Origin of the sequence: Neobacillus niacini (assembly GCF_031456445.1) — a bacterium.
Lineage (GTDB): Bacteria > Bacillota > Bacilli > Bacillales > Cytobacillaceae > Neobacillus > Neobacillus niacini_I.
The window spans coordinates 74,526-99,552 of sequence record NZ_JAVDUQ010000008.1 but is presented as its reverse complement, the minus strand read 5'-3'; the positions used below and the strand labels follow the sequence as shown (position 1 = coordinate 99,552).

The 25,027-nt window shown below is 39.9% G+C and carries 28 protein-coding genes; 5 read left to right on the top strand and 23 right to left on the bottom strand.

Annotation, left to right across the window (positions count from 1 at the left end; all coding sequences use genetic code 11):
- Positions 1 to 64: 64 nt before the first annotated feature.
- The 5 genes from gcvH to J2Y67_RS09750 all read right to left on the bottom strand — a co-directional run bounded on the left by gcvH (position 65) and on the right by J2Y67_RS09750 (position 6,569).
- Complete coding sequence (gcvH, locus tag J2Y67_RS09770; protein ID WP_310173345.1) at positions 65 to 445, bottom strand: glycine cleavage system protein GcvH; 381 nt, start codon at positions 443 to 445, stop codon at positions 65 to 67.
- A gap of 88 nt (positions 446 to 533) precedes the next feature.
- Positions 534 to 890, bottom strand: a complete 357-nt coding sequence (locus J2Y67_RS09765; RefSeq protein ID WP_310173342.1) for an arsenate reductase family protein — start codon at positions 888 to 890, stop codon at positions 534 to 536.
- Positions 891 to 1,152: 262 nt separating this feature from the next.
- Positions 1,153 to 2,937, bottom strand: coding sequence for an acyl-CoA dehydrogenase family protein (locus J2Y67_RS09760; protein ID WP_310173340.1), 1,785 nt, complete (start codon positions 2,935 to 2,937; stop codon positions 1,153 to 1,155).
- Between the two features lie 32 nt (positions 2,938 to 2,969).
- On the bottom strand, positions 2,970 to 4,145 hold the full coding sequence (locus J2Y67_RS09755) for an acetyl-CoA C-acetyltransferase (protein ID WP_310173338.1): 1,176 nt from the start codon (positions 4,143 to 4,145) through the stop codon (positions 2,970 to 2,972).
- A gap of 48 nt (positions 4,146 to 4,193) precedes the next feature.
- Positions 4,194 to 6,569, bottom strand: coding sequence for a 3-hydroxyacyl-CoA dehydrogenase/enoyl-CoA hydratase family protein (locus tag J2Y67_RS09750; RefSeq protein ID WP_310173336.1), 2,376 nt, complete (start codon positions 6,567 to 6,569; stop codon positions 4,194 to 4,196).
- 215 nt (positions 6,570 to 6,784) lie between these two features.
- Here J2Y67_RS09750 and J2Y67_RS09745 point away from each other — a divergent pair, with 215 nt between their 5' ends.
- The 3 genes from J2Y67_RS09745 (at position 6,785) to J2Y67_RS09735 (ending at position 7,699) form a co-directional block, all read left to right on the top strand.
- Entirely contained in the window at positions 6,785 to 6,919 is a 135-nt protein-coding gene (locus J2Y67_RS09745) for a YuzL family protein (RefSeq protein ID WP_310173334.1), read from the top strand.
- A gap of 121 nt (positions 6,920 to 7,040) precedes the next feature.
- A complete protein-coding gene (locus J2Y67_RS09740) occupies positions 7,041 to 7,334 on the top strand; it encodes a hypothetical protein (protein WP_310173333.1) in 294 nt (97 codons plus the stop codon).
- A 20-nt stretch (positions 7,335 to 7,354) separates the two neighbouring features.
- Positions 7,355 to 7,699 carry a spore coat protein gene (locus tag J2Y67_RS09735; RefSeq protein ID WP_310173440.1) on the top strand — a complete coding sequence of 115 codons (345 nt, stop codon included), beginning with the start codon at positions 7,355 to 7,357 and terminating at the stop codon, positions 7,697 to 7,699.
- A gap of 53 nt (positions 7,700 to 7,752) precedes the next feature.
- Here the strand turns inward: J2Y67_RS09735 and J2Y67_RS09730 are convergent, their stop codons facing one another.
- The 4 genes from J2Y67_RS09730 to J2Y67_RS09715 form a co-directional block, all read right to left on the bottom strand.
- Positions 7,753 to 7,995, bottom strand: a complete 243-nt coding sequence (locus J2Y67_RS09730) for a DUF2573 family protein (RefSeq protein WP_310173331.1) — start codon at positions 7,993 to 7,995, stop codon at positions 7,753 to 7,755.
- An 88-nt stretch (positions 7,996 to 8,083) separates the two neighbouring features.
- Positions 8,084 to 8,902 carry an ABC transporter ATP-binding protein gene (locus J2Y67_RS09725; RefSeq protein WP_310173329.1) on the bottom strand — a complete coding sequence of 273 codons (819 nt, stop codon included), beginning with the start codon at positions 8,900 to 8,902 and terminating at the stop codon, positions 8,084 to 8,086.
- A 30-nt stretch (positions 8,903 to 8,932) separates the two neighbouring features.
- Positions 8,933 to 9,988, bottom strand: a complete 1,056-nt coding sequence (locus J2Y67_RS09720) for a FecCD family ABC transporter permease (protein WP_310173327.1) — start codon at positions 9,986 to 9,988, stop codon at positions 8,933 to 8,935.
- Positions 9,985 to 10,989 carry a FecCD family ABC transporter permease gene (locus J2Y67_RS09715; protein WP_310173438.1) on the bottom strand — a complete coding sequence of 335 codons (1,005 nt, stop codon included), beginning with the start codon at positions 10,987 to 10,989 and terminating at the stop codon, positions 9,985 to 9,987. The genes J2Y67_RS09720 and J2Y67_RS09715 overlap by 4 nt, the downstream gene beginning before the upstream one ends.
- A 238-nt stretch (positions 10,990 to 11,227) precedes the next feature.
- On the opposite strand from J2Y67_RS09715, the gene J2Y67_RS09710 reads away from it, so the two are divergent.
- A complete protein-coding gene (locus tag J2Y67_RS09710; protein WP_310173324.1) occupies positions 11,228 to 12,211 on the top strand; it encodes an ABC transporter substrate-binding protein in 984 nt (327 codons plus the stop codon).
- Between the two features lie 70 nt (positions 12,212 to 12,281).
- On the opposite strand, the gene J2Y67_RS09705 is transcribed toward J2Y67_RS09710, so the two are convergent.
- Together J2Y67_RS09705 and J2Y67_RS09700 are read right to left on the bottom strand one after the other, a co-directional pair.
- The gene (locus J2Y67_RS09705; RefSeq protein ID WP_310173321.1) at positions 12,282 to 13,454 is read right to left on the bottom strand and encodes an FtsW/RodA/SpoVE family cell cycle protein; all 1,173 of its coding nucleotides are present in this window, start codon (positions 13,452 to 13,454) and stop codon (positions 12,282 to 12,284) included.
- A 117-nt stretch (positions 13,455 to 13,571) separates the two neighbouring features.
- On the bottom strand, positions 13,572 to 14,360 hold the full coding sequence (locus tag J2Y67_RS09700) for a DUF4931 domain-containing protein (protein ID WP_310173319.1): 789 nt from the start codon (positions 14,358 to 14,360) through the stop codon (positions 13,572 to 13,574).
- 202 nt (positions 14,361 to 14,562) lie between these two features.
- Between J2Y67_RS09700 and J2Y67_RS09695 the strand changes: the two genes are divergently transcribed.
- Positions 14,563 to 15,345: an undecaprenyl-diphosphate phosphatase gene (locus J2Y67_RS09695; protein ID WP_310173315.1), complete on the top strand. Its 783-nt coding sequence runs from the start codon at positions 14,563 to 14,565 to the stop codon at positions 15,343 to 15,345.
- A 118-nt stretch (positions 15,346 to 15,463) separates the two neighbouring features.
- On the opposite strand, the gene J2Y67_RS09690 is transcribed toward J2Y67_RS09695, so the two are convergent.
- From J2Y67_RS09690 to nadE, 12 genes are all read right to left on the bottom strand, one after another.
- Positions 15,464 to 15,670, bottom strand: a complete 207-nt coding sequence (locus J2Y67_RS09690; RefSeq protein ID WP_310173313.1) for a hypothetical protein — start codon at positions 15,668 to 15,670, stop codon at positions 15,464 to 15,466.
- A gap of 177 nt (positions 15,671 to 15,847) precedes the next feature.
- The gene (locus J2Y67_RS09685) at positions 15,848 to 15,982 is read right to left on the bottom strand and encodes a hypothetical protein (protein WP_310173312.1); all 135 of its coding nucleotides are present in this window, start codon (positions 15,980 to 15,982) and stop codon (positions 15,848 to 15,850) included.
- Between the two features lie 118 nt (positions 15,983 to 16,100).
- Positions 16,101 to 16,274 (bottom strand): hypothetical protein, encoded by a 174-nt coding sequence (locus tag J2Y67_RS09680; protein ID WP_310173310.1) that lies wholly within the window; start codon positions 16,272 to 16,274, stop codon positions 16,101 to 16,103.
- 66 nt (positions 16,275 to 16,340) lie between these two features.
- The gene (locus J2Y67_RS09675; RefSeq protein WP_310173308.1) at positions 16,341 to 17,009 is read right to left on the bottom strand and encodes an FMN-dependent NADH-azoreductase; all 669 of its coding nucleotides are present in this window, start codon (positions 17,007 to 17,009) and stop codon (positions 16,341 to 16,343) included.
- A gap of 171 nt (positions 17,010 to 17,180) precedes the next feature.
- Complete coding sequence (locus J2Y67_RS09670; protein ID WP_310173306.1) at positions 17,181 to 18,554, bottom strand: HAMP domain-containing sensor histidine kinase; 1,374 nt, start codon at positions 18,552 to 18,554, stop codon at positions 17,181 to 17,183.
- Entirely contained in the window at positions 18,532 to 19,242 is a 711-nt protein-coding gene (locus J2Y67_RS09665; protein ID WP_310173304.1) for a response regulator transcription factor, read from the bottom strand. Before J2Y67_RS09665 ends, J2Y67_RS09670 begins: the two co-directional genes overlap by 23 nt.
- Before the next feature lie 253 nt (positions 19,243 to 19,495).
- Positions 19,496 to 21,016, bottom strand: coding sequence for a flotillin family protein (locus tag J2Y67_RS09660; RefSeq protein WP_310173302.1), 1,521 nt, complete (start codon positions 21,014 to 21,016; stop codon positions 19,496 to 19,498).
- Between the two features lie 12 nt (positions 21,017 to 21,028).
- On the bottom strand, positions 21,029 to 21,574 hold the full coding sequence (locus tag J2Y67_RS09655; RefSeq protein WP_310173300.1) for an NfeD family protein: 546 nt from the start codon (positions 21,572 to 21,574) through the stop codon (positions 21,029 to 21,031).
- Positions 21,575 to 21,759: 185 nt separating this feature from the next.
- Positions 21,760 to 22,494, bottom strand: coding sequence for an amino acid ABC transporter ATP-binding protein (locus tag J2Y67_RS09650; protein WP_310173298.1), 735 nt, complete (start codon positions 22,492 to 22,494; stop codon positions 21,760 to 21,762).
- Positions 22,495 to 22,510: 16 nt separating this feature from the next.
- Positions 22,511 to 23,209 carry an amino acid ABC transporter permease gene (locus tag J2Y67_RS09645; protein WP_310173296.1) on the bottom strand — a complete coding sequence of 233 codons (699 nt, stop codon included), beginning with the start codon at positions 23,207 to 23,209 and terminating at the stop codon, positions 22,511 to 22,513.
- Positions 23,196 to 24,020 carry an amino acid ABC transporter substrate-binding protein gene (locus tag J2Y67_RS09640; protein ID WP_310173293.1) on the bottom strand — a complete coding sequence of 275 codons (825 nt, stop codon included), beginning with the start codon at positions 24,018 to 24,020 and terminating at the stop codon, positions 23,196 to 23,198. Before J2Y67_RS09640 ends, J2Y67_RS09645 begins: the two co-directional genes overlap by 14 nt.
- A gap of 144 nt (positions 24,021 to 24,164) precedes the next feature.
- The gene (gene nadE, locus J2Y67_RS09635; protein WP_310173291.1) at positions 24,165 to 24,986 is read right to left on the bottom strand and encodes an ammonia-dependent NAD(+) synthetase; all 822 of its coding nucleotides are present in this window, start codon (positions 24,984 to 24,986) and stop codon (positions 24,165 to 24,167) included.
- Positions 24,987 to 25,027 lie beyond the last annotated feature (41 nt).

Below are 25,027 nucleotides of genomic sequence, written 5' to 3'. Positions count from 1 at the left end.
CTTTTTGAAATATGGTAATAAAGTGAAAAAAGCACCCTGATATCAAGGTGCTTGGATTACATAATTATTCATTAATCATTTCTTCGTATTGTTCAGCAGTCATTAACTTGTCCAATTCGCTGCTGTCGGAAACCTCAACCACAATCATCCATGCCTTTTCATATGGAGATTCGTTTACATATTCAGGGTTGTCACTCAAATCTTCGTTAATTTCAACGATTTTGCCGCTAACTGGTGCGTAAAGCTCAGAAACGGTTTTAACAGACTCAACGCTGCCAAATGGTTGGTCGGCAGAAATTTCATCGCCCACTTCAGGAAGCTCAACGAATACAATATCTCCTAGTTCATGCTGTGCAAAGTCCGTGATTCCAACACGCACTTTTTCTCCCTCAACCTTTACCCATTCATGTTCTTCTGAATAACGTAAATCCTTTGGTGTACTCATTCGAAAATCCCTCCATTAATTTTTCTAAAATCTATATCGATAAAAATCGATTTCCATAATGAAGATGAGAAAAGTATAAATTAAACGCTTACAACCATTTTTCCTCATACTCTTCTTCTTTAAAGCCGACGGTAACCTTTTCTCCATCTGTTAGAATCGGCCTTTTGATTAACATCCCATCTGATGCAAGTAAGGTAAGTAATTCATCATCGGATGCAGACTTCACTTTATCTTTAATTCCTAATTCACGGTATTTTTGACCGCTAGTATTAAAGAATTTTTTAAGCTCCAAACCGCTTTTTTGGTAAAATCCCGCTAACTCCTCTTTAGAAGGGGGATTTTCAACAATATGTATTTCTTTGTAAGAAAGATGATGATCATCCAGCCATTTCTTCGCCTTTCGACAGGTTCCGCATTTTGGGTACCAGTAAAAAGTCAGAGACATCTGTTTCACCGCCCTCTTTTCCAAAATTAAACTTCAGAGTGACAATTGAATCTTACCATAACGGAGTCGAAATTCCTAATATAAAAATAGCACAATAATAAGATAATTTTAAATCAATCGTGCAAATGAGGAATTTAATCGGAATCTTTCTTCTAATCCATTACAAAAAATTCGACTTTCTTCGCGAAAATTCCTTCCAGCCCTTTAATTTTATATAACAAAAAGAAAACTCCCTTCTAAAAAGAAGGAAGCTTGATGAGAATTAAACGATAAAGCGTTCAGCATCAATGATAACATCTGCTGCTTCACGTTTTTTCGCAATAACATTAATCGGGGTATGGCGGGTAAATTTACGAAGCGAAGACAACATAATGCGAAGTGTATCGCCTTGTTCAATTGCCACCAATGTTTCTTTTGCAATCTGCTCGATTTCATTAAAGGCTTCTTGACAGAAAATTTGTGTATAAAGCAGCTTTTGTTGATTCTTCTCCACTCCAGATTTGGCAATCGCTTTTTCCGTACGTAATACGACTGATTCCATTGCATAGGCATTGGATACAAGATCGGCAATATTGGACAGAACCTCTTGCTCTTTTTCAAGTGCTTTGCCATATTTTTGTGCAGCTAAACCAGCAGCTAACAAACCGATTTTCTTTGCATTTTTCACTAAATATTTTTCTTGTGCAAGCGGCGCGTCACCTGGTTCTTCCGGCATTAACATCATTAATTCTTCCTGCAGCTGTAATGCTTTTTGAAATAATGGCAGTTCGCCTTTCATTGCCTTTTTCACAAATGTTCCCGGTACAAGGAGTCGGTTGATTTCATTTGTTCCTTCAAAGATTCGGTTAATACGGGAGTCACGGTAGGCTCTTTCAATTGGATATTCCTGCATGAAGCCGTAGCCGCCATGGATTTGAACGCCTTCGTCCACAACCTTATCCAAAACTTCACTTGCAAAGAATTTATTTAGGGAGCATTCGATTGCATATTCAGCAATGGAATTAGCGACTAATTTAATATCTTTTGCTTCCTCTGTTGAAAGCTGCCCTTGGTTTTCTTCATACAATCCAACCGTGCGGTACACGGAGCTCTCAGCAGCATAAATCTTTGATGCCAATGTACCGAATTTCTCCTTCGTTAAGTTAAACTGAGAAATCGGTGTTTTGAATTGCTGACGTCCATTTGCGTATTTTACGGTCATTTCAAAGGCATTTTTCGAACCGCCAACAGCACCGATCGCAAGCTTATAACGGCCAATGTTCAAAATATTAAAGGCAATGACATGCCCCCTGCCGAATTCTCCTAATAGGTTTTCTTTTGGAACCGGTACATCCTGAAGAATCAGGGTCCGAGTGGAAGAACTCTTAATTCCCATTTTCTTTTCTTCCGCACCAGTCGAAACACCTGGGAAATCTCTTTCAACGATGAATGCGGTGAAATGCTCGCCATCCACTTTTGCATAAACACAGAATACATCGGCAAATCCGGCATTTGTAATCCATTGCTTCTCACCATTTAAGATATAGTGAGTTCCTTCAGCATTTAATTTTGCTGTTGTTTTTGCACCAAGGGCATCTGAACCTGAACCCGGCTCTGTCAATGCATAGGCAGCAAGTTTTTCACCTGAAGCAAGTGTTGGTAAATATTTTTTCTTTTGTTCTTCGTTTCCGAACAAAACAATTGGAAGGGAACCAATTCCGACATGTGCACCATGTGAAAGTGAGAATCCGCCTGCTTTGGCCATTTTTTCTGTGATTAGGGATGAGCTTACTTTGTCTAATCCTAATCCTTCATATTCTTCCGGCACATCCGCTCCTAGAAGTCCAAGTTCCCCTGCTTCTTTTAAGAGTTTTACAGTACGATCAAATTCATGTTTTTCTAAATATTCAACTTGTGGAAGCACTTCATTTTCTACAAAGTCCTCAGTTGTCTTGGCAATCATTTTTTGCTCATCCGAAAAATCTTCCGGTGTAAATACACGGTCATATGAAACATCTTCAATTAAAAAGCTTCCGCCTTTAATGATTTTTTCTGTTTGGTTTGTCATAAAAATTCCTCCTGATATTAATAAATTTGGGTTTAAAGAAGTTCGAATACGCCGGCAGCGCCCATTCCTCCGCCAATACACATCGTAACAACACCAAATTGTTCATTTCTGCGTTTCAGTTCATGAATAAGTGACAATGTAAGCTTGGCACCTGTACAACCTAGCGGGTGACCAAGTGCAATGGCTCCGCCATTTACGTTCACTCTTTCTTCATCAAGACCAAGCTCACGAATAACTTGAAGTGATTGGGAAGCAAACGCTTCATTTAATTCAAATAAGTTGATATCGGAAAGTTCCAAACCTGCGAGCTTTACTGCTTTTGGAACGGCAACAACCGGACCTACGCCCATTATTTCCGGCGGAACACCGTCAACGGCAAAGGATCTGAATTTTGCCAGTGGTTTTAGTCCAAGCGATTCAGCTTTTTCACGATCCATGACCATCACAGCGGCCGCTCCATCACTTGTTTGGGAAGCATTACCCGCCGTAACAGAGCCAGTTACTGAGAAGGCCGGACGAAGCTTCGCAAGCGTTTCAAGGTTAGTACCAGGTCGGACTCCCTCATCTTGTGAAAATTGAATCGTTTTTTCAACAAGTTTATTGTCATTTCCAACTGTGCGAATGGTAACATCGACCGGAACAATTTCATCGACAAACTTTCCTTCTTGAATCGCCTTTGCCGCACGCCCGTGGCTTCGTACCGCAAATGCATCCTGATCTTCACGGGTTATTCCATATTTTTTGGCCACTTGTTCAGCTGTGTGGCCCATGCTCATATAATATTGCGGTGCTCTTTCCGCCAATTTTATATTCGGACGAACGACATGGCCCATCATGGGAATCATGCTCATTGATTCCGCTCCACCGGCAATTGCCGTATCGGTATGACCAAGCATTATTCCTTGCGCTGCATAGGCAATGGCTTGGAGACCGGAAGAACAAAAACGATTAATGGTAATGGCCGGAACCGTATAAGGTAGTCCTGCCAAGGCACCAATATTACGTGCCATGTTATTTCCTTGTTCGGCCTCAGGCATTGCACAGCCTATGATTAAATCATCGATATTTCCTTCATAATTTCCGGCACGCTTTAATGTTTCTTTTATCACCAATGCTCCCAAGTCATCAGGGCGAACATGGGCAAGCGTTCCTTTCTTCGCCTTACCTACCGGGGTCCGAGCTCCGGCTACTATGACCGCTTCTCTCATTACGTTCCCTCTCTTTCTTTTATTTTGACAAAATAAGAATCTATTATTTTAATTTCTTAACGGCTTTCCTTTTGCGAGCATGTGCTGCATACGCTGCTGAGATTTTGGCTCTGCCACAAGGCTTAGGAATGCTTCTCTTTCTAAATCCAAAAGATAATTCTCATCTACCTCGGTACCAAATGGAACCTTACCGCCAGCGATGACATATGCAAGCTTTTTGGCGATCTTTAAGTCATGCTCGGAGATATAGCCCGATAGGAACATTCCCTCTGCACCAAGTAAAAGGGTTGCATAACCAGTTTCTCCAACAACAGGTACTTTTCTGCGAACTTTTGGTTTATAGCCTTTTTCATGGAGGGCAAGGACTGCCTGCTTCGCGTCATATAGCTGGTGATCGCTATTTACACTGATCCCATCAGCAAGATCTAAGAAATTATTTTCTCGTGCTCCCTCACCGGAGGTTGACACCTTAGCCATTGCAATCGTTTCAAAAACTTTATTTGCGACATTTTGCAGATCAAATGGCACACCATTTGGAAGATTTTCTAAATGCTTTATATAAAGCTCCTTATTTCCGCCGCCACCAGGGATTAAACCGACACCGACTTCCACAAGTCCCATATAGGTCTCGGCAGATGCCTGGATGTGAGCAGCCGGTAAACAAACTTCTGCTCCTCCGCCGAGTGTCATTGCAAATGGTGCTGCAACTACTGGTTTGGAGCTGTATTTAATTTTCATCATCGCTTGATGGAAATGACGGACGACCATATCCAATTCGTAAATATTATCGTCCTGGGCTTCCATCAACATCATGGCCAAGTTTGCGCCTACACAGAAGTTTTTTCCTTGGTTACCAATGACCAAACCTTTGTAGTTTTTCTCCACTTCGTCGATAGCGAAATTGATCATTTGAATGATATCAAGGCCAATTGCATTATTTGAAGAATGGAATTCGAGAAGTGCAACACCGTCACCGATATCGATTAAGCTTGCGCCACTATTTTTCTTAATGACACCTTTTTGTTTTTTAAGCTTTTTCAAATCCATTACCTTTGGATTAAATTCAACCGATTTATACTCTCCGTTATGGTAGAAGGATTCTTCTTTGTAAAAAGAAGTAATTCCTTTTTCAAGCATTTCCGTAACCCAAGCAGGTACTTCAAGTCCGTTTTCTTTCATTTTTTGAACGGATTTTTCTACGCCAATGGCATCCCATGTTTCAAATGGACCCATTTCCCAGCCGAAACCCCATTTCATTGCACGGTCAATGGCAACGATTGTATCGGCAATTTCACCTAATAAATGAGCGGAATAAACGAGAGTCGGACTGAATATATTCCATAAAAGCTCACCGGCACGATCCTCGGCATATACAAGCGCTTTCAATTTATTCGTACTGCCCTTTTCCTGTTTACTAAGTTCAACTGCTGGTGTAGATAACTTTTTACGCGGACCGTATTCTAATGTATTGGGATCAAGTTCAAGAATTTCTTTGCCTTTTTTCAGAAAGAAACCTTGCCCGGATTTGCTGCCAAGCCAGCCTTTTTCAAGCATTGATTTCATGAAGGCTGGTACCTCAAATACATCCTTTTCCTTACCTGCTACTTGTTCATATACATTGCCCGCGACATGAACAAACGTATCGAGACCAACCACATCCAATGTACGGAAGGTCGCACTCTTTGGACGGCCAACCAATGGACCAGTGATAGAATCGACTTCACCGACACTGTAGCCGCCTTTTAGCATTTCCTGAACCGTAACCAGAAGACCATACGTACCGATGCGGTTTGCAATAAAGTTTGGTGTATCCTTTGCAACGACAACACCTTTTCCCAGAACATCCTCGCCAAAGGTTTTCATGAAGGCAAGAACTTCAGGGTCTGTATATTGAGTTGGGATGACCTCAAGCAATTTTAAGTATCTTGGAGGATTGAAAAAATGAGTTCCAAGGAAATGCTTTTTAAAATCCTCTGATCTGCCTTCGACCATTGCTTCGACGGAGATTCCGGATGTATTTGAACTAATGATACTGCCTGGCTTACGATATTGATCAACACGCTCAAATACCTGCTTTTTGACAGTTAAATTTTCAACTACCACCTCGATGACCCAGTCCACATCCTTTAATTTGCTTAAATCATCTTCAAGGTTCCCCGCCTCAATAAGGGCAAGATTTTTTTTCACTGTTAATGGTGCCGGTTTTTGTTTTAAAAGCTTTTGAATGGATGTATGACTAATACGATTTCGAACTTGTTTGTCTTCTAGACTAAGCCCTTTTGCTTTTTCTTCTTCCGTTAATTCTCGAGGCACAATATCCAATAAAAGTGTTGGAATGCCGATGTTTGCCAGATGGGCAGCAATCCCTGAGCCCATGACCCCAGATCCTAGAATAGCTGCTTTTTTAATTAGTTGGTTCAACATTGTCTCCCCCTTCAATACCTTGAATGAATACTCATTCATTTTTTGATTAAAAAAATTTGCCTGAATGAGTTCTGTTACTAATAACTATAAAAGATTTTAAAAATTTGCGCAATCTATAAACGCGGAAAATTGAAATTTTTTTGAAAATTATTTTTTCATGGGTTTAATACAATAAAAATGGATCAATGGGCATTCTATTTTTTGAGGTGATATTTATGGGCAAAATAAAGAAAAACCCCTCCAAGGCAGGGGTAAGTGCAGCAAGCGTCCAGGGGGATGCTGGTCCTAACGTCGAAAATGACGGCGGCGGTAAAAGGAACAGCCAAAACAATCAGTTTAAAAAGAGATAAAGCAGGCTGATTCATTCAGCCTGCTTTTTGTTCACATAATATTCATTTTTAAGAAGCATAAAAATTCATTTTTTACAAAGGATAATGGGGTAAAAGATTATGGACACAGGAGGGTTAATCCATGCAACAGCAGAACATGAATACTCAGCAGCAGAATATGCAAAATCAACAAAACATCATGCAGCAGCCTCCAGGGATTATTTCAACAAAGGATTCTCTTTATTTAACCGATATGATGTCATGGAATTTATTGGCGGCTAAAAAAGCACATTTTTTTGCGCAGCAATGTCAGGATCAAGAGTTAAAAGCAGAAGCAGAAAAATGCGGACAGATGCATCAACGTCACTATCAGCAGCTTCTGAATCACCTTGGTCATCACGCAAATTCACAGCAGTCATTGAACGGTATGCAATAAGAGAGGAGCGGGAGAAAATGATGAACCAAAATCAGAACCAGCAAAAAATCAAAAACCCGGAAACGCAGGTTCCAAAAACACCGCAAATGAATGAACGGGATTTTATCAATGATTTATTAACAACCGAAAAATATATGACCACTTCCTATAGCATGGCCTTGCATGAAGCTAGCCATCAAGGTCTTTATCAGGACATGATGCAGATCTTTAGCGAAACACAAAATTGCCAAAGAGACCTTTACAACCTAATGTTTAAAAAAGGCTGGTACGCAGTCGAAGCCGCCGAACAACAAAAGCTTCAACAATCCTACCAGCAATTCCAAGGCTATACCAACCAGTTCCCAAATGGCGGGATGATGCAATAGCAGCTTTTTAAAAAATTCGGGAGGTGCCACGCACCTCCCGAATTTTTTGAAATTTATTTCTTACGATGTTCCTCATTCATTTGTTTGATTTCATTGATAATTTCTTTCATTTGTTCTTTTGCTTCCGGGTGGAGGCTGTGCCAATGTTTGATTAGGGCTGGCATGGATTTGGCGATATGTGAATATAGTGCCCAAACCCGGACCTTTTCCTTTGTGTCTTTGCTGCTCTCTCCTAAGAGTAGTTCACTGTATTTCTCAAGTAATGCTTCAAACTGCTCAACAAACACTTTCTCCATCGTTACATCTCCCATTCTTGGCAATTTGACTGCACGGACATGTTTTATATCGCTTTGGACTCAATTTCAACTCGGGGCGGTTAAATGGTTATCCATTTGCCGCTGCTACACCTTCTAGAATACATCTTCCTTTCCCATAGGGGATGCAAAGAGGGGTTCCAAATAAGGGGTCCGTGGTAACCTCGCATTCCATCCCAAAGACGTTTTTTACAAGGCTGCAATTAATGACATGTTCAGGTTTTCCTTGTGCATATACTTTAGCATCCTTTATTGCAACAATATTATGAGCATATCGGCAAGCTAAATTAAGATCATGGAGTACCATCAGGACGGTTCTTTTTTTCTTTTCATTTAGTTCAAAAAGTAAGTCCAAAATTTCAATTTGATGGGTCATATCTAAATAGGTTGTCGGTTCATCTAAAATGACAATTTCAGTATCTTGTGCTAATGTCATCGCAATCCAGGCACGCTGTCTTTGCCCCCCTGATAAAGAATCTACTGTCCTGTCCTTTAAGCCCGTTAAACGAGTGGCTTTTAAGGCATCATTTACTTTATTCTCATCTTCTGCTGACCATTGCTTTAGCCATGACTGATGAGGGTAACGTCCCTGTTTTACTAGTTGAAGAACCGTTAATCCTTCTGGAGCAGACGGAGATTGCGGAAGAATCGCCATCTTTTTGGCGACATCCCTTGTTGACAGCTTTGCAATTGCTTGACCCTCCAGAATTACGTCGCCGGATTTGGGTTTAAGCAGACGGGCAATTGAACGGAGAAGAGTGGACTTTCCACAGCCATTTCCACCAATAAAAACCGTAATCTCTCCTTTTGGAATTCGCAAATCCAACTCATCAATGATAAGGGATTCTCCATATGAAAGTGATAAACGTTTTGTTTCAATCGCCTGCATCTTTTGCCAGCTCCTTTTTAAATGTTTTCATTAAGCATTCCTAGTTTTAAAGAGTAAATAGATAAAATACGGAGCACCAATTCCTGCCGTAAAGACCCCTGCAGGAACCTCTAAAGGAGAAAATAGTGTTCTTCCAATTAAATCAGCTGCCATCACCAGGATCCCGCCGATTAAAGCGGAAACTGGAAGGAGTGCCCCAAAGGATGCCCCCACTAATCTTCGAGCCATATGTGGCGCCATTAAACCGACAAAGCCGATCCCTCCGGCAAAAGCAACGGAACTTCCAATCAAGGCAGTACTAATCATTAATAGAAAAAATCGCTGTTTTTGTACCTTTCCACCTAGACCTGTCGCAATCTCATCACCAAGTTCTTGAATATTAACCGTTCTTGCGGCAATCAACGCTATAATAAGAAAGGTAACGGTCCACGGCAACATTGTGGCAACGTTCTTCCAACTGGAACCGTAAACGGTACCCGTAATCCAAATATTCGCTTGACTAGCTTGATAAATCGGTCCCATCACCATCATGAATGTCGTTAACGCCTGCATCAAAGTGGATATTCCGATTCCAATCAGAACCAGCCTAATTGGCGATACCCCATTCTTCCATGCCAGAAAGTACACCAAAAAGGCAATCACACCCGCCCCTAAAAAAGCTGCTAATGGCAACCATTCAATACTAACAGTTAAAGCATTATTTTTATTACTAAAAAGGGCTAAAAAAGCGACAACGAAAACACTTGCCCCCCCAGTAATTCCAAGTACATCCGGTGAAGCAAGCGGATTACGTATCATTCCTTGCAATATTCCGCCTGCTACCGCTAGCGAAATGCCTACCATCAATGCAACGATAATTCTTGGTAACCGAAAGGTTTTAATAATAAGTGACTCCATATCAGGACCACCGCCAAACAGAACCTTTATAACTGTAAGCGGACTTATATTCATTTCACCAATCCCTGTACTTATGACAAAAATAATGAAAGCGGTAAGGAGGAGTGAGGCAAAAACAATGGCAGCTTTTTGGTCAATTAAAAATGACAATCTATTATTAAAAAGACGAAACTGTTTATACTTACTCATCGACCATTGAACCCCCTTCTTGCAATATAAATAAAGAATGGAGTTCCAATGATTGCCGTCATCACTCCAACTGGAAGTTCTTGTGGCATAAGAACATATCTAGCGATGATATCTGCAGCTAATAAAAGAATGGCTCCGAGAACCCCTGATAAGGGAATGACCCAGCGGTGATCAATTCCAATTACCGACCTTGTAAGATGTGGAACTACAATTCCGATAAAACCAATCGGACCTGCAATTGCAACGGAACCGCCAGCAAGGAGAATGACGATTATACCCACTGCTATTTTTAAAAGGCCCGTGTTTAACCCAAGTCCTTTAGCGACATCCTCTCCCATTGAGAGGACATTCATTTTTCCAGCAATCAAAATGGCTCCAATCCATCCGATGCATAAGTAAGGAAGGACATTAAGAAGAGTTTCCAGTTTTCGTCCCTGGACAGAGCCTGCAAGCCAAAATAGAACTTGCTCAAGGGCAGCATCATTAATAACAAGCAAGCCCTGTGTAAAGGAAGAAAACATCGCCGCCATAGCGGCTCCCGCTAATGTTAACTTCATCGGGGTAAGCCCTTCTCTCCCAAAGGAACCGACTGCATAAACACTAATGGCAGCTACTGCTGCTCCGAGAAAGCCGAGCCAACTAAATGCTTGCAAATCGGCGATTGAAAATAAACTGACTGCTACGACAACTGCAAATCCAGCACCAGCATTAATCCCAAATATCCCAGGTGATGCTAAAGGATTTTTCGTTAATGTTTGCATCAGTGCACCTGATATGGCTAAACTAGCCCCCACAGCTCCAGCAATTAATGCACGCGGAAGTCTGACGGTTTGAATAATAATATGTTCATTAGATCCATTATAATTTGTAAAGGAATCTACTGCCGTTTGCCAACTAGTATTAGTGTATCCATAAATGATGCTTGCACAAATAAGCAACAGCATCAAAACAAATGCAACAATTAAACCTACCCACTTTATTGATGTACTTTTTAAGAGCATGGTAATAAAACCTTTCATACATAATACGAATCTTGATATCATTTAGTCTATATTTAATTGATAATGATTGTCAATGAGTATGAGAATCATTTTCATCTTTTCATAGAATGTTCAAATCCTCACTGATTTTGAAAATCATTATCAATTATTCGTTGACATATTACTCCTCCCCATTTTATGATTAAATCGTAATTGAAAATGATTATCATTAACATTTAAACAGGAGGCTACATCATTTATGAAAGCATTAAAAACATTCTTTACCCTTATAAGCGTCATGGCTATTTTCCTATTGGCTGCCTGCGGCGGTAATAACGAAAAAACTACTGAAAAGAAAAACCAGCAGGAAGAAACAAGTTATACTGTAAAACATGCAATGGGCTCTACCACAATTAAAGGGAGTCCAAAAAGAATTGTGGTTTTAACGAATGAAGGAACTGAAGCATTATTAGCAATGGGAGTTACTCCTGTTGGAGCCGTACAATCTTGGACAGGAAATCCATGGTATGACCATATAGCGGATAAAATGAAAAATGTGAAGGTTGTTGGTACTGAGAGTGAAGTGAATGTTGAAGCGATTGCAGCTCTTAAGCCAGATTTAATTATCGGAAATAAATTGCGTCAGGAAAAAATTTATGATCAATTAAAAGCGATTGCACCAACTGTTTTCTCAGAAACCCTTCGCGGAGATTGGAAAGAAAACTTTAAACTATACGCAAAAGCTTTAAACAAAGAGGAAAAAGGAAATGAAGTATTAAGCGCGTTTGATGCACATGTAAAGGATTTAAAAGAAAAATTGGGTGATAAGGTAAATCAAAAGGTTTCAGTCGTCCGTTTCATGGCTGGTACAACCCGAATTTATTACACAGATTCCTTTTCAGGTATTATTTTTGATCAATTAGGGTTTAAACGTCCAAAAGAACAGGCAGCACTTTTTACCGCAGATAATAAGCTGGGTAACCTTGCAATTGAAGTGGGAAAAGAAGCAATCCCTAAAATGGACGGAGATATTCTTTTCTACTTCACCTATGCTCCTAACGGCGATCCAGCAGCCCTAAAAACAGTGAAAGAATGGACGAATGATCCCCTTTGGAAAAATTTAAAAGCAGTGAAAAGTGGTCATGCACACGAGGTGAATGATGCAACTTGGAATACCGCAGGAGGAGTTCTTGCTGCAAATATAATGCTAGATGACCTAGAAAAAATAATGCTTAAAAAATAAAATATAGAAAGAGCGAAGTCTTCATGACTTCGCTCTTTCTATTTGCAAACATCAACGTCATCTAACAATATTATGACGTGGTTGAAAACATGTACTTTTTATAATGGTAGCGGATGGAGAAAATTAATCCGAGCCCCATCATATTTCCCATTAACGAACTTCCGCCATAACTGATGAATGGCAACGGAATACCCGTGATGGGCAGTACCCCAATCGTCATCCCGATATTTTGAAAAACGTGGAAGGTAATCATGCTGATAACCCCGACACAAATATACGTATAAAAATTATTCTTTGTTTCCATACCGACCTTGGTAATGTGGTAAATCAACAAGAAAAATAAACTGATTAAGACACTTGCCCCGACAAAGCCAAATTCCTCGCCGACAATACTAAAAATAAAGTCAGTGTGGCTCTCAGGTAAATATACATCCCTGTTTCCATATCCCTTTCCGGAAGTCATGCCTGAGCCAATTGCAAGCAGCGACTGCGTCAATTGATAACCGGCAGAACTTTGAAAATTATAAGGATCTAGCCATGAGTATATTCGGCTAAATTGATATTGCCTTACCCCAAGATATTTCTCCAATACATCCGGTTTTATTAAAACAAAATAGAAAATAGTTGTAATTAGCACAGTCCCTACCGAAAAAATCGGCAAGAGGAGTTTCCATGAAATCCCCGAGATAAAAATCATTCCTAACATGATGGATAAAAAAACGAGGGATGTCCCCAAGTCCTGCTTTATAATCATCATTAAAGGTACCATCGTGACAATACCAAGTTTTACTAATAGCCAAAAATCAGTTTGCATTGTCTTAACCAAATATTTTTGATGATGATTTTCAATCACCCATGCCAATGCGAGAATAATAAAGATTTTTACAAACTCTGAGGGCTGAAGGGATCCAATCCCCGGTACCTTAAACCAGTTTTTCGCTCCATTAATGACCGGCGCAATGCTTGGCGGTGCGATGATTAATAATCCAAGAAGTAGAATACCAAAACCGTAAAGATACCAGGTGATTTTTTTTAATTGGTCAGAATCAAAAGTCATTACCCCAGCTATGATTCCACCCCCGACGGCATACCAGATAATTTGCTTCAATACAAAATTCTCTTTGTATTGGCCGCTTGCCTGTGCACTATAGATCGAGATACAGCTGGCTAAACATAGTAACATCAATATAAAAATAAGACTATAATCAAGTTTCGAAGTTGTGTTATTGTGATTGGAAGTCATGCTCATTCATTCTCCTTTTAATGTAGCAAACCCTTAAAAGAACTTTACATTCCTCCATTATATTTTTATTATCCGCAAATCACAACTTCTAACCTTTGAATGGGTTAATTTACATGGTTAATCCAGATTTTCACTGGGAATTTTGGGTTGAAAGTAGTATTTCTTTACCTCTTTCACCATCCATTCCAAATTATTCGGTACCTGAGGAATCCCGTAGCCAATATAAAGTGGTGTTGTCACAAATCTCGGAACAATTTTCGCAAAAATTTTATGATGAATATGATGGAAAAATAAATTGTAGCTGGAGGCTTTAAATGGAAAATGATTTAGAATATAATGGACTGCTGTTTGGATATAGTCCCCAAACGCCTCCACATAGCCCGTATCAGCCATTTCCACGTTAAATTCATAAAAGCCAACCCTTGGTTTAGTTGATAAGGAAAAGGTCACTCCATCTGTTTCTTCAATGACGATCCCTTCAAATACACCTCTGGAGATTTTCTCCTTATAATCAAGATCATTTAACCCAACAATCTGCATATGGGGATGGGCAATCGTTCCTCCGGATAATGGTCCATGGTTTTTAAAAAAGATTACTGATTTAAAGACACCGCTTTCCTCCATTTCACGCCAATGCTTTAGGCCAAATTTCAAAAGTCTATGTAAATGGGCTTTGGAGTACGATGATAATTCCTGATGGCATTCATCTGTTTCAATTAATACGGTTTGATAGGCGTTTACCAAAACAGGATATTTATTTTTCAAGAGAATGATAGGACCATCAACCTCAAGCAAATCTATCAGCTGATCGCGGTCACAAAAAGGGCAAGCTTGCTGCTTATTGCGGATACTTTCAGGTTTTTGAACACCAATGGATGTGTTAAATAATAAATGGCTATTTTTCACTACGCTTCTCCCCTTCAATATACTTACTTCTATTTTATGGGAGGGTGAAAACCTTTTACACTATTTTTGCTTAAACAATATAATAATTTGCTAATCTCAAAGAGAAAATAAGAAGAATTTTAATAATAATTGAATAGAGAGCTCGTTTACGAATATTTATAAAATAAACAAGCTTTCCATTACCATAAAAGAGAGGGAAATTATGTTAACGAAACTTGAAGCACTCGTGCTCGGAATCATTCAGGGATTAACAGAGTTTTTACCGATCAGTAGTACAGGCCACCTATACTTAGGAAGAAATTTGTTTGGCTTGCAGGAAGCGGGGCTTTTGTTGGATACAATGCTCCATCTCGGAACACTTCTTGCAGTACTGGTATTTTATAAGAACGAGTTTATCTATATCATCAAAAAACCATTTAGCAAATTAACTTTTTTATTAATTATTGGAACCATTCCAGCCGTTCTTATTGGATTAACCTTTAAAGATTATTTTGATGAAATTTCGAAAACGGGAGTCACCATTGGCTGGGAATTTTTAATCACAGGGATTTTTCTTTGGTTTGCTGATTCGGCAAAAAATGGCTATAAAAAAATGGACCAAATCAGCTATAAGGATGCGTTTATTATTGGAGCTTTTCAAGCGGCTGCGATTTTTCCAGCCATCTCCCGCTCCGGTATGACCATTGTTGCCGCCTTATGGAGAAAACTGGACCGTGAAACAGCTGCCTACTTTTCCTTTTTATTATCGACACCGGCGATTGCCGGGGCTGTGGTCCTCCAGTCTTTCGATTTATTCGAGGGCAAAGGTGAAACGATTTCCTTATCGGCGTTATTAGTTGGGATTGTATCCTCCGCTATATTTGGGTATATTGCCGTCAAATGGATGGTCGGTTTTTTAAAAAAGCATTCCCTAAAACCATTTGCGATTTATGTTTGGATTTTAGGATTTGCAATTTTGTTTTTCCAATTAACGGGTAAGTTCTAAAAAAGCGGCTCATACTCTGAGCTGCTCAGGCTGTCGAAAAACTTTCGATAGCCTTTTATTTCATCTGCAAAGTCTTTTCAATTGGTATATTCAAGTGTGGGAACAGCCCACCACTCTCCTAATATAATCGCTCAAAAAGTAAAATAAAAATCGTAACACGACAAACCACTTTTCTTTTCCCTTTTAACGGGAATATCCACTCGTTCGGGCAATGAAACCACTTTGCTTTTCCCTTTTTACGGGCATACCAACTCGTTCGGGCAATGAAACCACTTTGCTTTTCCCTTTTTACGGGCATACCCACTCGTTCGGGCAATGAAACCACTTTTCTTTTCCCTTTTTACGGGCATATCCACTCGTTCGGGCAATGAAACCACTTTGCTTTTCCCTTTTTACGGGCATATCCACTCGTTCGGGCAATGAAACCACTTTGCTTTTCCCTTTTTACGGGCATACCAGCTCGTTCGGGCAATGAAACCACTTTGCTTTTCCCTTTTAACGTTCATACCAGCTCGTTCGGGCAATGAAACCACTTTGCTTTTCCCTTTTTACGGGCATATCCACTCGTTCGGGCAATAAAACCACTTTGCTTTTCCCTTTTTACGGGCATATCCACTCGTTCGGGCAATGAAACCACTTTGCTTTTCCCTTTTTACGGGAATATCCACTCGTTTGGGCAATGAAACCACTTTGCTTTTCCCTTTTTACGGGAATACCCACTCGTTCGGGCAATGAAACCACTTTGCTTTTCCCTTTTAACGGGCATACCAGCTTGTTCGGGCAATGAAACCACTTTTCTTTTCCCTTTTAACGGGAATATCCACTCGTTCGGGCAATGAAACCACTTTGCTTTTCCCTTTTAACGGGAATATCCACTCGTTCGGGCAATGCCTGCCAAAATATAAAAATGGTATTTTAGATTTAGACAAAATGAAAAATTTCCAAGAAAAATAACCTTTCTCGACAATCTGAGCGGCTCATTCTCTGAGCCGCTTTTAGTTGCTGATGGTAACTGTTTCTTTCGCCATTGCCTTTGCTTTTTCCACGGCTTCTTGTTTGGCCTTTGCCATGATTTCCGGTAGTTGTTTTGGAAAATGATCTGTTCCTTCGGCAATAATCGAGTCCATCACTTCCAAACCGAGGAAGCCCAGGGCTGTTGTTAAAAAACGGTCGCCAAATTCGAAATCAGCCATAGGACCAGTCGAATAAATGCCTCCGCGTGTTTGGATATGAATCGCTTTTCTCCCAGTTAACAGCCCTTTAGGACCATCCTCGGTATTAATAAAGGTCTTTCCAACAATAAATAAATTATCAAGAAAGGATTTTAATATGGCTGGAGAGCCAAGATTCCATAACGGTGTGACAAAGACATAATAATCTGCATCAATAAACTGATCCGCAAGAGCATGCATTTTCATTATTTTTATTTGCTCTACCTCAGATAGCTCGTCAAAGGTTCGTCCCATAAAAGATATCTTGGCACGTGCATACATTAAATCTATATCCATTTCCGGGATTTCCATGTCATATAAATGCATTTGAACCATTTCGACATCCGGCTTTTCTAGTTTGAATGCATTCAGAAAAACCTCTCCAATCTGCATTCCCTTTGAAAGCTTTCCATCCCTCTTTGGGTTAACGGTTATATAAAGAAGCTTAGTCATCAAAATCCCAACCTTTTATAAAGAATTTAAAGAAAAAAGCATGCTGCTTCCGCCGGAAAAAGTCGCAAATGCACTTGTAGACCTTGCCCTAAACGGTGAGGCCGAAAGCGGCAGAGTATATAATGTTAATGATTTGATTTCGTAATAAAACCCGTCACTACTGAACGGGTTTTATTTTTCTCTAGGAAACCACAGTATAAAGCTTGTTCCAATATTCACGGTACTTTTCACTTTAATCTTTCCTTGGTGTGCCTCCATCAAGGCTTTTACAATGGATAGCCCTATACCAACACCGCCTGTTTTGCGGTCCCGAGATTTGTCCCCTCTGTAAAATCGTTCGAAAATATGGGGGATATCATCCTCGGCAATCCCCGATCCTTCATCTTCAATCTTAAATCCAACATATCCCTTTTTGTCTGTAAGAACTGCAATCGTAACATTTTTCCCCCCAAGCGTATATTTCAGCGCATTATTTAGAACGTTTGAGAGGATTTGGATTAAGCGGTCCTTATCGGCAAAAAATATTTCTTCCTTTTTAGGTTCCACAATATGAAGATGAACATTTTTTTCGTTAAACACCGGTAAAAACATATCCCATAAAGCTGCCAGTACACTTCCTGCTTCTAACTCGATTTTTTCCAAGCGAATTTGTGGGTTTTCCGCTGCAAGCAGCTTTTCAAGCTCATTAACAAGGCGAACTAAACGCATTAATTCTTCATGGCTTTGCTGCAGACGCTCACGCGTTGGCTCCCATATGCCATCCTGAAAGGCCTCGATTTGACTTCTCAATGTTGCAAGCGGTGTTCTCAGTTCATGGGCAAGATCACCAGTAAATTGCTTTCTCAGCATTTCTTCCTTCGCTAATGATTCTGCTAAGTTATTGAACGAAATCGCTAAATCCTTTACCTCTGTCGGCAATCCTGCCAAAGGGATCCGGACGGTAAGATTATGCTGCTGCAGTTCATCTGCAGCAAAGGAGAGTTTTTTCAAGCCAGACGTTAGTTTTTTGGAAAAAAGCATACTAAAAAGAATCGCGAGGACAATGGTTAAACAAACAGCACCGTATATATAGAGCTGAATAGTTTGCAAAAATGTATGCTCATCATCGATTAATCCTTCGGGATATATAGCTACCAGCTTCCCAATCACCGTTTGGTCCACCTTTAGCGTATATGATTTCGTATGCCATTCTTCGCCACCGGTGACTGGTTCTGTTAATCCCAGGCTATTTAACATCCCTCTAATTTTCGAAGAATCCATCTGCAGGCGGCCAAAACGATCGTATAATTGAAAATAAAGTTGGTCAGTCATGGCATGTTCATGAAGAAGGTTAAAAACGGGATCACTTGTAAAATGACCATTTTTTTTATAGTCTTTTTCAATCTCAACCATCACTCTATCAATCTTTTTTTCACGATTGCTATCTAAATAGCTTTTAAAGCTCGCTTCAAAACCCCATTGGATAAAAAAACTGACCAATAAAATGCCAATCATGGAGATCAGTAATAAATAAAAGAGTATTTTAGACCGGAGTGTTCGCAGCATCGGCGACTCCTCCAAATTTATAGCCCATACCAAATACGGTTAAAATAAATTCCGGCTGCCGGGACTCCAATTCAATTTTTTTACGAAGATTTTTTATATGGGTATCGACACTGCGTTCATACCCTTCGTAAAACATGCCTTCATCCTGAATTTTTTCGAGCAAATCCATTCTGCTGTAGACTCTCCCCGGATTGATTGCCATATTGGTTAAAAGCTTATATTCAATCGGGGTCAGCGTAATTTCATGTCCATTTATGGTTACCTCTTTTTTTACAAGGTCAATAGCAAGTTTTTTTCCGTTAAATTCAAGCCGTTCGACTTTTTCAGACTTTTTCACACGACGGAAAATCGCTTGGACACGAACAACTACTTCTCTTGGGCTGAATGGCTTCGTTAAATAGTCATCAGCACCAATGATGATCCCATTTATACGGTTATCCTCTGCCGATTTCGCTGTCAGCATAAGAATTGGGACATCGGATTCTTTCCTGATTAAACGGCAAACCTCTTCACCGGAAATATCGGGCAGCATCAAATCTAATATGATTAAATCAGGCTGGACTGATTTCACTTTTTTTAAAGCATCAATGCCATTATCTGCACTATGAATCTCATATCCTTCCCTTTCGAGGTAGGCTTCGAGAACTTCGATTATTCGTCTTTCATCATCTACTAGTAAAATCTTCATCGTACACCACTCCCTCTCACCCATACTATAACATTTCATTTCTGTGATGTTTTCAACTTCACAAATTCACCACAACTTCTTCATGATATCTTCAATCTTTCTCGCTAATATGGATGTGTAAGAACGAAAGTGGAAGAAACACTGCACTCCTTTCCTTAACCTCTCTGATTACATAGTGATGTCCCTATTTGTGGGGCATCTTATTTTTGGGGCGAAAAAAATCCTTATCACAACGGATAAGGATTTTTCAAATTTATTCTGCTGTCTTTTTCACTTCTTCGGTCAATTCCTCAATGCTTCTTTTTACATTGGATTTTCCGGAATAATTCTCAATTAATTCCTTTACATCAATTCCACTTGAGGCTTTTAATGACTCTTGAAGGCTAGCCATTAAGTTCGTGGCATAGCTGGTAATTTTGTTGGCGCCGCCATTTGCACCTGAACCTCCGCCAGTATCGACAACGGTAATTTTATCGATATTCGAAAGCGGGCTAGCTATTTGCTTCGCGTATTCTGGAAGCATTTTGACGATCATGTCAAGAATCGCCGCCTGACCAAATTGCTCGAACGCTTCGGCAATTTTTTCCTTCGCTTCTGCTTCAGCTAAACCTTTTAAGCGAATAATTTCAGCCTCGGATTGACCTTGTGCTTTCTGTGCTTCCGCTTTTGCAAGACCGTCCATGCGAATTCTTTCAGCCTCAGCTTTCGCCATGGCTTCAATCCGGTATTTATTCGCTTCTGCTTCCGCAATCTCCCTTGCCTTATTTGCAGCAGCTGCCTGCTCAACAGAGTAGCGATCCGCATCCGCTTTTTTCTTCACTTCTGAATCGTACTGGCGCTCACGGCGGAGAATTTCTTTTTCTTCCAGTTCAATTTGTTTTTGTCTCTCAATGATCTTAATCTGCATTTCCTGTTCCGTAACTTCTTGTTTCGATCTGGCACTTTCAAGGTCATAGGCCATGTCGGCACGCGCCTTGGCAATATCCTGTTCACGGCGGAATTCAGCAATTTTCAACTGATTGATTTTTTCCGCTTCCGCAACTTCTGTTGCTCGTTCCAATTCAGAACGTTTTGCTTCCTTAGAAGCTTCAGCCTTTTTAATCCGTGTTTCTTTTTCTGCTTCAGCCGTGGCAATATCGGCATCGCGCTTCACTTGAGCAATTCGAGGTTTCCCCAATGAGTCCAGATAGCCATTTTTGTCACGTACATCTTTAATCGTAAACGATACAATGGTTAAGCCCATTTTTGCTAAATCTTGTGAGGCTACTCTTTGGACTTCCTGCGAGAATTTATCTCGATTTTTATAAATTTCTTCTACCGTCATTGAGCCGAGAATGGAGCGCAGATGACCTTCGAGAACTTCACGCGCTTCATTTTCGCGGTCTTCCTTCGCCTTTCCAAGGAATTGCTCTGCAGCTGTAGCTATTTCACTAATCGAGCCGCCAATTTTAATAATCGCTACCCCGTCAGCCATAACTGGAACACCCTGTTCCGTATATACCTCTGGTGTCGTTACTTCTAACTTACTTGAAAGAAGGCTAAGCGGTTTTGCTTGCTGGAAAACTGGTAAAATAAAACTACCTCCGCCACGGATAATTTTGATTTTATTACCTGATTCATCCACATGAACATTGCGGTTTCCAAGAAAACTACCTGTTACAATCAGTGCCTCATCAGGTCCCGCCGTTTTATATTTTGTAATAAAAACCCCGATTAGGGCAATAAGGATTAATGCTACAATCCCAATAATTACCCAAATAATTCCAAAACCCATTGAAACTCCCCCTTATATGAAACTCTCTATTTCTTGATTGATGGTAACTTGTAATACGCCATTTTCTACTTGGACCACAAGCACCTTTGTGCCATTTGGAATGGCCACGCCATCAAAGCTTGAAGCGGGTTTGGCAATTCTACCGCTAATATTTTCAATCATGACTTCCCCAAAGCCGTCTGCAGGGATTGCAGTGATAACAGTACCAATCCTGCCGCGTAAATCACTCTCTTTATAAACAAGTGACTCTTCAGCCGACGATAAGGGAATAAGAACAAAAACATTTAATAATGTCACAACGATAAAAGCAGCAACAGCAGAAATCGCCAAAATCAATCCATAATGAAGCGATGACAATTTTTCCAGCAGAAACCCACAGGCTGAGAGTACTGTCACAAATGCAAAAATCAATACCGGATTGAGAAGATGCAGTCCGCCATCTCCGGCTCCTTGAAAATGAAACACATCCGCAAACAAAACATACAAAATGGTTAATACACCCGATATTATAAGTGCGTATAGATAGATGGTTTCCAAAGGAATGCTAAACGGCTCCATAAATAGGCATCCACTCCTTTTCTTGTCTCTATTTGTATATACGTAGAAAAAATGTAAAAAGTTTCACATAATCATTTTATCGGAAAAATTTGGTTTGTGGGGATTTTTTGAGGGTAAAAACTAAATTTTTGTTAATGACAACATTGATAAGAAAAAAAGTGCCACGACCGAAGCCATAGCACTTTTTATTGAATCATATTTAAAAATTTTCGTGTCCGTTCTTCTTTTGGGTTAGTGAAAATCTCTTCTGGTTTGTTTCTCTCAACAACCACACCCTGATCCATAAAAATAACTTCATCCGCTGCTTCACGGGCAAAGCGCATTTCATGGGTAACAACAATCATCGTCATTCCTTCTTGGGCAAGGTCCTTCATTACCTTGAGAACCTCCCCGACAAGTTCAGGGTCAAGAGCAGAGGTCGGTTCATCAAACAGCATAACCTCCGGCTCCATTGCAAGCGCTCTGGCTATACCTACACGCTGTTGCTGTCCGCCTGAGAGCTGTGCAGGATAGTAATCAATTTTGTCCCCGAGCCCGACTTTTTCCAATAGAGAAACCGCTCTTTTTCGAGCTGAATCTTTATTTTCACCCTTGACGATGGTTGGCCCCTCCATTACATTTTCCACTGCGGTTTTATGCGGGAATAAATTATAATTTTGAAAGACCATACCAGTTAAGCGGCGAAAAGAAGCAATATTTTTTTTTGAAACTGGCTTAGAGAAATCGAGACTTTGTCCTTCGATGGAAATAACACCCTTCGTCGGTGTTTCCAAAACATTCAAGCAGCGAAGCATCGTTGTTTTCCCCGAACCGGACGGTCCAATGATGACAACCACCTTCCCTTTTTCCACCTCAATATCTATCCCTTTTAATACTTCTAAATGGTCAAATTGCTTATATAGTCCTTTAATTGATATCATGGTCATTCTCCTTTACTTAAGACACATAGCGGTCCAGTCTCTTTTCCATTGATTGTTGAAGGATGGAAAGGAAAAAGCAAATGACCCAATAAACAAGTGCCGCTTCAGTATAAACCAATAAAAACTCATAATTGCTTGCAGCAATTTCCTGTGCCTTTCGAAACAACTCAGTTAAAAGAACAAGTGAGGCCAGAGATGTATCTTTTACAAGACTAATAAATGAGTTTGATAAGGGCGGTATTGAAACTCTTGTAGCTTGAGGCAGGATAATTCTCCTTAATACTTGAGAATACGACATTCCGATTGAGTAACCCGCTTCCCATTGTCCTTTTGGGATCGAGATAATCGCGGCACGAATAATTTCGGACCCATATGCACCAACACTAAGAGAAAAACCAATAATGGCTGCAACATAGGAATCTAGAGTAATCCCAACGGTCGGTAAACCATAAAAAATGATGAACAACTGGACTAACAAAGGGGTACCCCGAATGATAGAAACATAAACTCTGGCAATAATTTGTAAAATTTTAAGATGCGAAATTCTCGCCAATGCCGTTAAAATAGCAAGAATTAAACCAATGACAAAGGTAATCAACGTTAAGGGTATTGTATAAAAAATAGCCCCTTTCAAAAGGGGCAGAAAGGAACTTTGAGCAATATCCACTAAACGTGCTGTTCTCTCCGGGTCAGCAAAAATACTATTTAAGTACATCTTCACCAAACCATTTCTCAGAGATTTTTTTGTAGGTGCCATCTGCAATCATATCTTTAAGTGCTTTGTTTACAGCATCAACAAGTGTTTTATTATCTTTTCTAAACATCATTCCACTTTGTGAAGCATCCGCTGAGGTAGATGCAATTTTTACAGGTGCATCTGGCTTTTGTTTTTTATAATCTAAAAATGAAATTTTATCATTAACCGTAGCGTCTACACGATTAGCACCAAGAAGATCAATGGATTCATTAAAGCCTGGAACACTTACAATGTTCGCACCATATTTTCTTGCGATATCCGCATAGTTACTTGTCATGGATTGAGCAGATTTTAAACCTTTTAAATCCTCAAATTTTTTCACTTTATTGTTATCTTTACGAACAATTAGGACTGCGCTGGAAGTGATATATGGATCGGAAAAATCATACTTTTTCTGACGGTCTGGACGAATTCCAACCTCATTAGCAATCATGTCAAAACGTTTTGCATCTAAACCAGCAAACATTGCATCCCATTGTGTTTCTTTAAATTCTGGTGTAACACCAAGACGCTTAGCAACTTCTGTTGCAACCTCTACATCAAATCCGGTTAATTTACCGCTTTTATCATGGAACGTAAATGGTGCATATGTACCTTCCGTACCAATGAGAATTTTTCCATCTGCTTTAATCTTAGCCAATAAGTCTTGGTTTCCCTTTGAAGCAGATTGATTGTCGTTCTTTTTATCATTAGTGGAACTTGTACCACATGCTGACAGTACTAACATAAAACTTAGTAATAGTGCAAATACTACTGAAAGCTTTTTCACGAATATAACCCCCCGAATTCTTATTGTTTTACTTGGATTATCATATTATATCTAACATGCTTCTGTAAAGATATTTTATCCTTTTAGAAAAATTTAATGTAGAAAAACCTATTAGAAAATATTCTAATAGGTCTATTTGGATCTTTAATTCCACCATGAATCAAACATTGTTGCCGGCAGTCTGCGTTTATGTTCTGTTATGCGATAACGATTTTCAACTTTTTCAGCAACCTCATTTGAAACAGGTTTTCCCTCAAGATAATCATCCAGCTCATCATAGGTAATTCCCAATTCCGTTTCATCCGCTTGTCCCGGCTTATGATCCAGTAAATCTGCTGTCGGCACTTTTAAATATAAACGCTCATCCGCCCCAAGTTCTTTTAACAAAGCCTTTCCTTGTCGTTTCGTTAAACCTGTAAGTGGAAGAACATCAGCACCCCCGTCGCCATACTTCGTATAAAAACCGGTTACAGCTTCAGCCGCATGATCAGTACCAATGACAAGAAGACCTTCCATTCCGCCAACTGCATATTGGGCAATCATTCTCATTCTAGCTTTTACATTTCCTTTTTGATAATCACTTAAAGGTTCACCTTTTGTCATCCCATCATACTCTGTTTGGACCGCATCGACAGACGACTTTATGTTAAAAACATACTCCTGGTCTGCCTGAATAAAAGACAAGGATCTTTGGGCATCCTCTTCATCTTTTTGTACACCATAGGGCAGACGAATCGCAATAAAAACAGCTTCATTTCCCTCCTTCCGCAGTTCTTCTATCGATAACTGCGCAAGTCGCCCGGCAAGGGTGGAATCCTGACCGCCGCTAATCCCTAAACAAAAGCCTTTTGCCTTTGTTTTAAGCAAATAACTTTTTAAAAAATCCATTCTTTTTCTAATTTCCGCTTTTGGGTTAATCTCAGAAGATACATTTAACTCCTGCATGATTTGCTTTTGCATACTCATATTTTTCCTCCATTTTATCCACTGCATTTAAAAATACTCGG